Here is an 11596-nt window from a genome sequence, read left to right on the forward strand (position 1 = left end):
GCCGTCGGGTGGTGCGGGTGGCCCCTGTGGGCGTCCCCGCCGTCGGCGGCTTGCGGCTCGTACGCAAGACGCAGCTTCGGCGGGTGAATCACCTGATGGGGTGAAGCACGCCGAGAAGCCGAGTCGGCGATCTTTCCGTTCTGTCCATGCTTGGGCATGTACTCAAGCGACGACCGTCCCGGCGACACCAGAAGTGGGCGGTACGACGACCCCTGGTACGACGCCCTCGCCTCCGGGTGGGGGGAGTCGGACGGTACGGACGCTCCCGAGGCCGCGCCGCCGGTCACGGGCGATGTGTACCTCGAGGTACAGCGCAGCGCGGCCTTTCAGGAGGTGCGCAGCCGCTACCGGAGGTTCGTCGTTCCGGCCGTCGCCGTGTTCCTTTCCTGGTATGTGGCGTACGTCGTGACCGCCACGACCGCGCCGGGGCTGATGGCCCGGCCCGTGGCGGGCGCCGTGAACGTGGCGATGCTCGCGGGGCTCGGACAGTTCCTCACCACCTTCGTGCTCACCTGGGCCTACGCTCGCCACGCGCGGCTGCGCCGGGACCGCGCGGCGCTCGAACTGCGCTGGGACACCCAGGAGTTGACGCGCGTCACACGAGGGGGTGCCTCGTGACGGTCGACCACCGGACGCTGGCGCTGCTCCTGTTCAGCGTGTTCGTCGCGATCACACTGGCGATCACGACCTGGGCGAGCCACCGACGGCAGGGTTCGGCGGAGGAGTTCTACGCGGGAGGCAGACTCTTCTCGCCCATGGAGAATGGTTTTGCCATCGCCGGCGACTACATGTCCGCCGCCTCCTTCCTCGGCATCTCGGGGCTCATCGCCCTCTTCGGATACGACGGGCTGCTGTACTCGGTGGGCTTCCTCGTGGCCTGGCTGGTGGTGCTGTTCCTGGTCGCCGAACTGGTGCGCAACTGCGGGCGGTTCACGCTGGCCGACGTGGTCGCCGCGCGGATGAGGGAGCGTCCCGTACGGATCGCGGCGGGAACTTCCTCGGTCACCGTGTCCGTTCTGTATCTGGTGGCGCAGATGGTGGGCGCGGGCACCCTGGTCGCGCTGCTGCTCGGGGGCGAGGGCGAGGCGGTGCGGGCCTGGGCCGTCATCGGCGTCGGCGCGCTCATGGTGATCTATGTGTCGTTGGGAGGGATGCGGGCCACCACCTGGATCCAGATCGTCAAAGCCGTCCTGCTCCTCGGCGGGACCCTCACGCTGACCGTGCTCGTCCTGGTGCGCTTCCACGGCGACTTCGACCGGCTGCTGCTCACGGCGGCCGAGCGCAGCGGCCATGGTGACGCGTTCCTGGCGCCCGGGCTGAAGTACGGCGGTGACTGGACGGCCCGCTTCGACTTCATCAGCCTGGGGCTGGCGCTCGTCCTCGGTACCGCCGGGCTGCCGCACATCCTCTCTCGCTTCTACACCGTGCCCACCGCCCGCGCGGCCCGGCGCTCGGTGGTCTGGGCGATCGGGCTCATCGGCGGTTTCTATCTGATGACCATCGTCCTGGGCTTCGGCGCGGCCGCGATCGTCGGGCCCGAGACCGTACGTGGGTCGAATGCGGCCGGCAACACGGCGGTTCCGCTGCTCGCCCTGGATCTCGGCGGCGGCGCGGATTCCACCGGAGGAACGGTTCTCTTCGCCGTCGTCGCCGCCATCGCCTTCGCCACGATCCTCGCGGTGGTCGCCGGCATCACACTCGCCTCCTCGGCCTCCGTGGCCCACGACCTGTACGCCTCCCTACGGCGCCGGCACGCCGAGCCGCGCAGCGAGGTGGCCGTGGCACGCGTCGCCGCGGTCGGTATCGGCGTCGTCGCCATCGCCCTCGGTCTGCTGGCCCGCGATCTCAACGTCGCCTTCCTCGTGGGCCTCGCCTTCGCCGTCGCCGCGTCCGCCAATCTGCCGGTGCTGCTCTACTCGCTGTTCTGGCGGGGCTTCACCACGCGCGGAGCCGTTTGGGCCGTCTACGGGGGCCTGATCCCGGCCGTGGTGCTCGTACTGCTGTCGCCGGTGGTGACGGGCAGCCCCGAGTCACTGTTCCCCGGCGTCGACTTCCAGTACTTCCCCCTGGAGAACCCCGGCCTCGTCTCGATCCCGCTGGGCTTCGTCGCGGGCTGGCTCGGCACGGTCACCTCGGCCGAGCTCCCCGACGACGCCAAGCACGCGGAGACCGAGGTGCGGTCGCTGACAGGGGCGGGAGCGGTCTAGCGCGGCGCCTTCGTCGTCGTACGACTTGCCAGGCACCGCAGGGGCTGAAGCGAAGTCAGGCAGAGTGCCCGGGCCGTTGGCGGGCAGCACGCACACTGTCGGGCCGGTGGCTGATATCCGCGCGGCCGACATCCGTATGAAGGGCAGGGCACGGTTCCTTCCCCCGCCCCCACGGGCCGTGCCTCAGGCGCGGGTCGCCCACACGTAACGGTGTTCCGGGCGGCCCGCGTCGCCGTACTTGAGGGTGAGGCGGGCCCGCCCCGTGCGCTCCAGGAGCTTGAGGTAGCGCTGGGCGGTCTGGCGGCTCACCCCGGTCCGCTCAGCGATCTCCTGGGCCGACAGGGGGCCTTCGGCGTTCATCAGGGACTGGCGTACGAGCTCCGCGGTCGTGGGGGAGTGGCCCTTGGGCAGGTCCGGCTCCGACGGCGCCGACAGGGCGCCGAAGATGCGGTCCACCTCGGCCTGTTCCGCCTCGCCGCCGCCGTCGAGGGTCCGGCGCAGCTCCGCGTACGCCTCCAGCCTGGCGCGCAAACCCGCGAAGGCGAACGGCTTCACCAGATACTGGAGGGCCCCGTACCGCATCGCCGCCTGCACCGTCGACACATCCCGCGCCGCGGTCACCATGATCACGTCGGTCTGGTGGCCGCGCCGGCGCATCTCCTGGACGACCGACAGGCCGGTCTCGTCGGGCAGGTAGTGGTCCATGAGGACGAGGTCGAGCCGGGGCAGCAGTTCCACCTGGCGCAGTGCCTCGGCCGCGCTGTGCGCCTCACCGGCCACGTGGAAGCCCGGCACCTTCTCGACGTAGGCGGCGTTGACCCGCGCGACGCGCGTGTCGTCGTCCACGACCAGGACCTCGATCATCGCGACTCCTCCTCGGCGACAGTGTGCCGATCCGACGGCACGGTGAGGGCCGGTTCCAGGTCCGGCTCGGCCAGCGCCTCGGGCAGGACGACGCTGAACTCCGCGCCTCCGCCGACCGCTTCGCCCACCGTCGCGCTGCCGCCCTGGCGTTCGGCGAGCCGACGCACAAGGGAGAGCCCGATGCCGCGTTCACGGTGGGCGGGTGGCTGCTTGGTGGACCACCCCTCGGTGAAGATCAACTCGCGGTTCTCCTCGGGGATTCCCGGACCTGTGTCGCGCACCCGGAGGATCGCGGTCCGCCCCTCGCCGCGCAATTCGACCTCCACGCGCGCGTGCGGTGTGCCCGCGACGGCGTCCAGGGCGTTGTCCACCAGGTTGCCGACGATCGTGACGAGCCCCCTGGGGTCGATCAACCGGTCCGGCAGCCTCGTCCGGTCCGAGAGGCGCAGCGCGACGCCGCGCTCGGCCGCCACGGCCGCCTTGCCGACCAGCAGGGCGGCGAGCAGCGGGTCCTGGATCTTCTCGGCGACCTGCTCGGCGGTGGCCCGGTGATCGCCGACCACCTCACCGACGAACTCCACGGCGTCGTCGTACATCTCCAGTTCCAGCAGCCCGAGGAGGGTGTGCATGCGGTTGGCGTGCTCGTGGTCCTGGGCGCGCAGGGCGTCGATCAGTCCGCGCGTCGAGTCGAGTTCCCGGCCGAGCTGCTCCAGCTCGGTGCGGTCGCGCAGGGTGGCGACGGCGCCGCCGTCGTCGGTGGGCATGCGGTTGGCGACCAGGACGCGCTGGCCGCGGACCGTGAGCAGGTCGGTGCCCGTCACCCGGCCGGCCAGCACATCGGTCGTACGGCCCTCGCCGAGCGCCTCGTCGAGGGACCGGCCGACCGCCTCGTCACCGAGGCCCAGCAGGCGCCGAGCCTCGTCGTTGAGGAGGCGGATACGGCCGCCGCGGTCCAGGGCGACGACGCCCTCCCGGATGCCGTGCAGCATCGCCTCGCGCTCCGCGAGCAGCGCCGAGATGTCGGAGAAGGCCAGGTCGCGGGTCTGCCGCTGGACCCGGCGGGAGATGAGCCAGGCGGCCAGGGCGCCGACCGCGAGGGCGCCGCCCGCGTAGGCGAACAGGCCCGGGATCGCGTGCAGCAGCCGGGCCCGCACGCTGTCGTACGCGATGCCGACCGAGACCGCCCCGATGATGCGGCCGTCGCTGTCGCGCAGTGGCACCTTGCCGCGGGCGCTGCGGCCCAGGGTGCCGTTGTCGATCTGCATGACCTCGTGGCCGGCGAGGGCCTGGCCCGGGTCGGTGGAGACGAGCCTGCCGATCTCGCCCGGGGTCGGGTGGGACCAGCGCACCCCGCGCCGGTCCATCACGACGACGTACTCGGCCTTCGTCGCCGCACGGATCCGCTCCGCCTCCCGCTGGACCGGGCCGTCGGCGGTCGCGGGCGTGCTCGCCAGGTCCTCGGCGATCCGCGGCTGGGCCGCGGTGGTCTGCGCGATCGACAGGGCGCGGCGCATCGCCTGGTCGTCGAGCTGGTCGCTGAGCGGAGCGAGGAACAGTCCGGTCGCGAGCACCGCGACTCCCGCGGCGATCGCCACCTGCATCAGCAGCACCTGCGAGAACATCCGCCGGGGCAGACCGAGGCGCAGGCGACGTGCCGGGGGAGTGGGGCTCATACCCACGACGGTACGTGGACGTGCGGGAACTCCCGTAGAGGGATGTGGCGTGGATCTCTTGATCAATGTGAGCCGGCCGGTCCAGGCGTGGTGACCCGGTGCCTGACTTGATCAATATCGGGCCGTCCATGCCGCTCGCCGACCCGCCCGAGTCCACCCCGGTGCGTCCGGTCAGCTCGCGAGTGCCGCCGTCATGGTGAGTTCGCGCACCGCCACCACGTCCATGCGCGCGGGCGAGCCGAGCACCGCCACCCCGCAGCTCTCGGGGCGGGGCGGCAGCGAAGCACCCTGGGCCACGGCGACCCGCCAGTGCCGCCCGTCGACGTGGGCGACCGTCACGTCCCATCGGGGCGCGGCGCCCTCCGTCCGTACGACGCTCAGCGCCTGTGCGGCATCCTCGCCCGTAGCCGCGCGCACGGCCAGCTCGGCGGCCTGACCGGGCCGTTCCCAGGCCGAGTTCCCGCGGCACCCGTGGACGACGATCCGGCCTTCCTGGACGCTGTGCAGGACCTCCTTGACGGCATGGGCCTCCACCCGGCCGTACGCGTAGCCGTACGGCAGCACGAGCAGCGTCGGCGAGAACCGATGTCCACCCAGATGGGTGACCTCCCAGACGCCGTTCATCCCGGAGGCGCTGAGCTCGGCCGCGAGCGGGCGACCGAGGAGGGCGCAGCAGCGGTCGCGCTTGCCGTTGGTGCAGACGAGCACGAGGGGATCGCCGGTGTGGGGCCGCCCCTGGAGCACGGAGTCGAAGGTGTGGTGGTCCCCCGCGCCGAGGGCGGCGAAGTCCAGGTCGAGCAACCGCTCGGGGTCGCGGGTCGTGGCGGCGCGCAGCCACACCTTTCCGGGCACGGTGTGGGCCGCGTAGACCGTGCGCTCGGCAGGGGTTCCGCAGTCGGCGTGCCGGCCGGGGCGGCGGATCAGCGCGACGCGTACGCCCGTGCCCTGCGCGGCCGCCTCCAGGGCGCGGCCCAGCGCGGGATCCAGGTGGCTCTGCGTGAGCGCCTTGGCACCCCACGGACCGGGCTGCTCCAGCAGCAGCCAGGTCGTCGCGGTGGCCGCGGTCCCCGCGATGGGCTCGTCGAGGTCCCGCGAGACGGTTGAGCACGTACTCACAGAGGTGAGCCTAACCTGACTTGCGGCGAGGTGACCTCCCGAGGGGGCCCTGCCTACTCCGGAAGCGGCTGGGGCGGCTTGGGGCCCGTGTAGTGCCCGCTCGGCCGCATGCGCAGCGGACGCTCCCCGTACTCCTCCAGGGCGTGGGCGATCCAGCCCGCCGTACGGGCCACGGCGAAGATCGCCTCGCCCGCGGTGGGGGGCATGGCGGAGGATGCCGTGAACACGGCCAGGGCCAGGTCGACGTTGGCGTGCAGTGGGGCGTGGCGAGCGGCCGTGGCGACGATGTCGCGGGCCGCCGCGAGGGCGGGCGCGGAGTGGGGGATCTCGTCCAGGAGATCGAACAGGACACGCGCGCGTGGGTCCTCGCCGGGGTACAGCCGGTGACCGAGTCCCGGAATACTGCGGCCGGCCCGCAGTTCCTCGGCGATGACGGGGCCGGCGTCCCCTTGGTCGAGGACCTCCATGAGCAGCTTGTGGGCGAGGCCGCTGGCCGCGCCGTGCAGGGGGCCCTCGATCACGCCGAGACCCGCGGAGACGGCCGCGTAGGCGTGGGCTCGGGCCGACGCCGCGACCCGCACGGCGAGGGTCGAGGCGGCCAGGTCGTGGTCGGCGAGCAGGGCGAGCGCCGTGTCCAGGACCCGCAACCCGGCCTCGTCGGCGGACCGTCCGCTCAGCTGCTTCCACAGGCGGTGAGCGAGTGAGCCCTCGTCGCGGTAGGCGAACCGCGCGGGTGCGAGGGCGGCGACCAGGGTCGGGATGAGGGTCCGCGCGGTGCCGAGCACGGCTTTCTCGGACAGGTCGAAGCGCAGGGGGTCCGCCGCCGCCGCGGCGATCGCGGCGACCCGCAACCGGTCGGTGGGGCCGGCGTGTTCGGGAAGGGCGTCGGCCGCCAGGCGGGCGGCGGCGACGGAGGTCTCGGGAGCGCTGAAGGTGACGCCGTGGCGCAGCCGGCCGGTCCACAGCCATTCGGCGACCTCTTCGTAGGAGTGCCGGGCGGCCAGTTCGGTCGCGTCCACGCCCCGGAAGTAGTAGCGGTCGGAGTCGATGAACGTGAGGCGGGTGCGCACGGACAGCTCGCCGCCCGATCCCGAACCGCCGGAGGACTCCCGCCTGTTGCGCAGGGCGAGCGTCTCCACCTCCTTGGCGTCGAAGGTGCTGCCCCGGCCGCCGGGCACGCGGCGGCTGCTGAGGTGGCCGCGACTGACGTACGCGTACACGGTCTCGGGCTTCACGCCGAGCAGTTCGGCGGCCTCCTGGGTGGTCAGCCGCCGCCCCGCCGGGACGGTGCCGGGTTCTTGATCGCGCATGGGGTCACCGTATCCAGGGAGCCGGATATTGATCCTTGTATTGATTCAATCAATATTGACAGAGAAATAGTCAAGCATGGACAGTCGAATCAAGTCCAGGGAGGAAACATGTCCGTCAACAGGTCAGCAGCCACGCTCGTCGAAGTGCCCCGTGGACTCGCGGGCGTCGTCGTCACCGACACCGAGGTCGGCGACGTCCGAGGGCTTGAGGGCTTCTACCACTACCGCCAGTACTCGGCCGTCGAACTCGCGCAGACCCGCCCGTTCGAGGACGTCTGGCATCTCCTGGTCCACGGTGAGCTGCCGGACGCCGAACGCGCCGCCGCCTTCGCTGCCGAGACCGCCGCGCTGCGGCGGCTGCCCGCCGAGGTGCGGGCGGCACTGCCCGCGATCGCGGCGGCGAGCGGACCGTCCGGCCCGCTGGCCGGACTGCGCACCGCGCTGTCCCTGCTCGGTGCGGCGAAGGGCTTCCGGCCGGTGTACGACATCGACGCCGACGAGCGCCGCCGGGACACGCTCGTCGCGGCCGCGGCCGTACCGACGCTCCTCACCGCGCTGCACCGGCTGGGGCTGGGGCTTTCTCCTGTCGAGCCCCGGGACGATCTGTCGTACGCGGCGAACTACCTGTACATGTTGACCGGATCGGAGCCGGACCCGGAGCGGGCGCGAGCGGTCGAGCAATACTTGATCTCAACCATTGATCACGGATTCAATGCGTCAACCTTCACGGCCCGTGTCATCACATCCACCGGCGCGGACGTCGTGGCCTGCCTCGTCGGAGCCGTGGGCGCCCTGTCGGGACCGCTGCACGGCGGTGCGCCCAGTCGTGCGCTGGACACGCTGGACGCGATCGGCACCCCCGACCGCATCGACCCCTGGATCCGCGACCGTGTCCTCGCCGGCGACCGCATCATGGGCTTCGGCCACCCGGTGTACCGCACCGAGGACCCCCGCTCCCGAATGCTCCGTGACATCGCCCAGAGCTTCGGTGGCCCGCGCGTCGAGTTCGCCGTGGAGGTCGAACGCCGGGTTGAGGCGATCCTCGCCGAGCTGAAGCCGGGCCGCGAGCTCCACACGAACGTCGAGTTCTACGCGGGCGTGGTCATGGAGCTCTGCGGTCTGCCGCGCGCGATGTTCACGCCGACGTTCGCCGCCGCGCGGGTCGTGGGCTGGAGCGCCAACATCCTGGAACAGGCACAGGACTCGAAGATCATCAGGCCGGTGGCGCGGTATGTCGGGCCGGGGGCGCCGGTGAGGGTGCCAGCGGCGGCCTGACGAGTGCGAGGGCCCGAGTCCGACGAGTACAAGGGCCCGAGCTTGACGAGTACAAGGGCCCGAGCCTGACCAGTACAAGGGCCCGGCACCGCTTCGGCGCCGGGCCCTTCTCCGCCCCGGTGTTTCCGGTGGCGGTCAACCTGACTGGACGGGAGCTACTTCCTGGACGGGACCTATTTGCGCACCACGTTGATGGTCACGTTGGCGGCGGCATCCCCGAGGAAGACGGCGCCGCCGAACGCCGCCACGGCGCTGACGTGCTCGGTCCGGCCCGTGACGATCAGCAGAATGATGCCGATCGCAGCCAGCAGGGCGATGACGCCCGGCAGGAGCTCGAAGACCCGCCTTGCCGGTCGCTGCCCCGTGGGCTGGGCTGCGGTACGGTCGTGCGGCGTCGGTGTGGACATACGGGACTCCTCGAACTGGGTCTTCGGAAGGTGTTCGGCCCGACCGCGGGGGAGCCCTCCGCGTGGCACTCGTCGCTCGCCAAAGTCATCGAGTGCCGCGTTTCAAGGGGGCTCCCCCTGTGTGCGGCGGGGGCCGTGATGCGGCACCGTACTTCTTCTGCCGCTCGGAACAGCGGGTCACCAACTGATATGTCGTGGCCCCTACTTGCAGGCGTCGCCCGTACCCGGGGATGAGGGCTGATGACAGACGCCCGCCTGCTGCGTGCCCCGTACGCCCGCGGGTGACGAGCGGATCCGGGGCGCTCCGCTACGCGTCCGGGATGTCGCCCTTCGCGCGGATGAGTGTCTCGCGGCTGACGACGACGATGCGTTCGTAGTCGGCGCGGGAAGCGTCAGCGGGCAGTTCCCGCTCCAGTGCTTCAGTGACGTCCGTGCCGATGACGGCGAAGTTGCCGTCGCTCAGTTCGAACACGTCCGGGCAGTTGGCTCCCGAGGCACTGCCACGGGCACTGGGAGGCACACCGATGCGGCGCACGATCTTCAAGGGGCTACCGATCCTTACGAAGGCGTTGGCAGGTGGTTTGGTCGGCAGCACGTTACTGGGCTCGTCCGGGGCGTGAGTGCCTGCCCGGCGGAAAGTCACCCACGTGTCGGTGCGTCGCTCCAGCGACCGCCAGTCGGTGCCCCGCGCACCGGTCGATCAAGCAGACGGTGGGTTGCCCACCACCCACCACTCGTCCGTGTCGGCCTCGTCGAGGTCCTTGATGAGACCGTCGACCATGCGCCCGATCCGGGCCTCCTCGGAGGAGTGCTTCAGGGTCGCGCGCTGCCCCTTCGAGGCATCCCAGTACTCGCGCATCAAAGTGTTCTGGAAGAGCTCGCGCGCGTGCCCGTAGAACTCCTCCTGGTCCAGGATTCCCGCTCGATACAGGTGGTAGAGGTTGATGTACCAGGCGTTGGCGTAGAAGTACTGCCGCCGCTTCTCCGCCGGAATGTCCGGGTCGTAGGTGTCGATCACGGCGGCCAGGCTGGGGTTGTCGATCGCCCGGGACAGCAATTCCCAGTGCATACGCTGCTGGTGCGCCAGAGCCCTGCGCCGGGAGGCGAGCTCTTCGAGTTCCAGACGCCTCAACAGCAGTCGCTCCGCGTCGAGGTGCCGCCGGCGCGAGGCCAGCGTCATCCCGGCGGTGGCGAGCATCAGACCGGCCGCGGCGGAACCCAGCCTCACCGCGGTGTTTTTCCGTGTGGCCATGTCAACCCCCGAATCAGGCGGCCGTCCGCCGGTCGTCGGAAGGTGGGTCGACTGGAGGGGACCGGCGAGCAGTGGGCGGCGCTTGCCGTCTCCCAGAGTGCCGAGCGGCTCTGATCGGCGGGGAGGCGGAGAGGAGGCGCGCGGAGGGAAGCGAGGGTCGCACGCTCCGGCGCCTTGCCCAACGTCTGCCCCGCAAGTGCTGCTAACAATCGTTCACTTCGCGATGTTTCCTGCGGTTCGTATCCTGGGGCGGCATTCATTTTCCGTAGGTGCGCCGGGACCGAGAGCCGGTGTACGCGTAGGAGTGAGAGAGGTCGCACGTTGGCGCACAGCCGCACCGCGCAGCAGATCCCGGTCGTCGTACTCGCCGGATTCCTCGGTTCCGGCAAGACGACTCTGCTCAACCACCTCCTGCACCGCAGCGGCGGCACCCGCATCGGTGCCATCGTCAACGACTTCGGCGCCATCGAGATCGATGCCATGGCCGTCGCGGGCGCGCTCGGCGACTCCACCGTCTCCCTCGGCAACGGCTGTCTGTGCTGCGCGATCGACCCCAGCGAGCTGGACGTCTACCTGGAGCGGCTCGCCCGGCCCGCCACCGGCGTCGACGTCATCGTCATCGAGGCCAGTGGGCTCGCCGAGCCCCAGGAACTCGTGCGCATGGTGCTCGCCAGTGAGCATCCCGGCATCGTGTACGGCGGGCTCGTCGAGGTCGTCGACGCCGTCGAGTTCGACGACACCCGCGCCAAACACCCCGAGATCGACCGGCACCTCGCCCTCGCCGACCTCGTCGTGGTCAACAAGCTCGACCGGGCGGCGGACGGTGAGCGCGTCCTCGGGCTGGTCCGCGGCCTCACCGACCGCGCCGCCGTCGTCCCCGCCACCTACGGCCGGATCGACCCCGAGTTCCTCTTCGACTGCAGGCCCAGCGAGGAGCGCGTCGGACAGCTGTCCTTCGACGACCTGCACGAGCACGACGACGACCACAGCGACCACCTGCACGCCGGCTACGACAGCCTGTCCTTCGTCTCCGAAGCACCCCTCGACCCGCGGCGGTTGATGGCGTTCCTGGACAGCAGGCCGGAGGGGCTGTACCGGATCAAGGGGTACGTCGACTTCGGGCCGCACGACCCCGCGAACCGTTACGCCGTGCATGCCGTCGGGCGGTTCCTGCGCTTCTACCCGGAGCCGTGGGGAGCCGGGGACGCGCGCCTGACCCAGCTCGTCCTCATCGGCTCCGACATCGATGCCGCGTCCCTGGCCAAGGAACTCGAGTCGTGCCAGAGCCACGCCCCACAGGCCGACGAGCACGGCATGTGGGGCGTCCTTCGCTACGTACGAGACCCTGACGAGCTGGACCCGGCGGGGCCGATTGGGCAGGACCTCGACGACCCGTCGGCCTAGGGCCGGTTGCGAAAGTGGCGCCTGCCGCGCGACGCCCGGCACGCCCTCTCGCCGCACCGCCGTCACCCGACCCGTCCCGGCCAACGCC

Annotated in this window: 11 protein-coding genes; 4 read left to right on the forward strand and 7 right to left on the reverse strand. The window is 71.2% G+C overall.

Going from position 1 to position 11596, the window contains the following annotated elements; translation table 11 throughout:
• The first annotated feature begins 156 nt into the window (after nt 1-156).
• Together ABZ078_RS43220 and ABZ078_RS43225 are read left to right on the forward strand one after the other, a co-directional pair.
• On the forward strand, nt 157-618 hold the full coding sequence (locus ABZ078_RS43220) for a DUF485 domain-containing protein (protein WP_356584029.1): 462 nt from the start codon (nt 157-159) through the stop codon (nt 616-618).
• On the forward strand, nt 615-2207 hold the full coding sequence (locus ABZ078_RS43225; RefSeq protein ID WP_356584030.1) for a cation acetate symporter: 1593 nt from the start codon (nt 615-617) through the stop codon (nt 2205-2207). The genes ABZ078_RS43220 and ABZ078_RS43225 overlap by 4 nt, the downstream gene beginning before the upstream one ends.
• A 183-nt stretch (nt 2208-2390) precedes the next feature.
• Here ABZ078_RS43225 and ABZ078_RS43230 read toward each other — a convergent pair whose 3' ends face one another.
• The 4 genes from ABZ078_RS43230 to ABZ078_RS43245 form a co-directional block, all read right to left on the reverse strand.
• On the reverse strand, nt 2391-3071 hold the full coding sequence (locus ABZ078_RS43230) for a response regulator (RefSeq protein WP_356584031.1): 681 nt from the start codon (nt 3069-3071) through the stop codon (nt 2391-2393).
• Nucleotides 3068-4744: a sensor histidine kinase gene (locus ABZ078_RS43235; protein ID WP_356584032.1), complete on the reverse strand. Its 1677-nt coding sequence runs from the start codon at nt 4742-4744 to the stop codon at nt 3068-3070. The genes ABZ078_RS43230 and ABZ078_RS43235 overlap by 4 nt, the downstream gene beginning before the upstream one ends.
• Before the next feature lie 171 nt (nt 4745-4915).
• Nucleotides 4916-5860 (reverse strand): sucrase ferredoxin, encoded by a 945-nt coding sequence (locus tag ABZ078_RS43240; protein WP_356584033.1) that lies wholly within the window; start codon nt 5858-5860, stop codon nt 4916-4918.
• Between the two features lie 53 nt (nt 5861-5913).
• On the reverse strand, nt 5914-7170 hold the full coding sequence (locus tag ABZ078_RS43245; RefSeq protein WP_356584034.1) for a citrate synthase: 1257 nt from the start codon (nt 7168-7170) through the stop codon (nt 5914-5916).
• Nucleotides 7171-7278: 108 nt separating this feature from the next.
• Between ABZ078_RS43245 and ABZ078_RS43250 the strand changes: the two genes are divergently transcribed.
• Complete coding sequence (locus ABZ078_RS43250; RefSeq protein ID WP_356584035.1) at nt 7279-8445, forward strand: citrate synthase/methylcitrate synthase; 1167 nt, start codon at nt 7279-7281, stop codon at nt 8443-8445.
• Between the two features lie 173 nt (nt 8446-8618).
• Here the strand turns inward: ABZ078_RS43250 and ABZ078_RS43255 are convergent, their stop codons facing one another.
• The 3 genes from ABZ078_RS43255 to ABZ078_RS43265 form a co-directional block, all read right to left on the reverse strand.
• The gene (locus tag ABZ078_RS43255; RefSeq protein WP_356584036.1) at nt 8619-8852 is read right to left on the reverse strand and encodes a hypothetical protein; all 234 of its coding nucleotides are present in this window, start codon (nt 8850-8852) and stop codon (nt 8619-8621) included.
• A gap of 307 nt (nt 8853-9159) precedes the next feature.
• On the reverse strand, nt 9160-9396 hold the full coding sequence (locus ABZ078_RS43260; protein WP_356584037.1) for a hypothetical protein: 237 nt from the start codon (nt 9394-9396) through the stop codon (nt 9160-9162).
• A gap of 156 nt (nt 9397-9552) precedes the next feature.
• On the reverse strand, nt 9553-10104 hold the full coding sequence (locus ABZ078_RS43265; protein ID WP_356584038.1) for a DUF6082 family protein: 552 nt from the start codon (nt 10102-10104) through the stop codon (nt 9553-9555).
• 321 nt (nt 10105-10425) lie between these two features.
• Between ABZ078_RS43265 and ABZ078_RS43270 the strand changes: the two genes are divergently transcribed.
• The gene (locus ABZ078_RS43270) at nt 10426-11508 is read left to right on the forward strand and encodes a GTP-binding protein (protein WP_356584039.1); all 1083 of its coding nucleotides are present in this window, start codon (nt 10426-10428) and stop codon (nt 11506-11508) included.
• The last annotated feature ends 88 nt before the right edge of the window (nt 11509-11596 follow it).

Source organism: Streptomyces sp. NPDC006385 (assembly GCF_040612485.1).
Classification (GTDB): Bacteria; Actinomycetota; Actinomycetes; order Streptomycetales; family Streptomycetaceae; genus Streptomyces.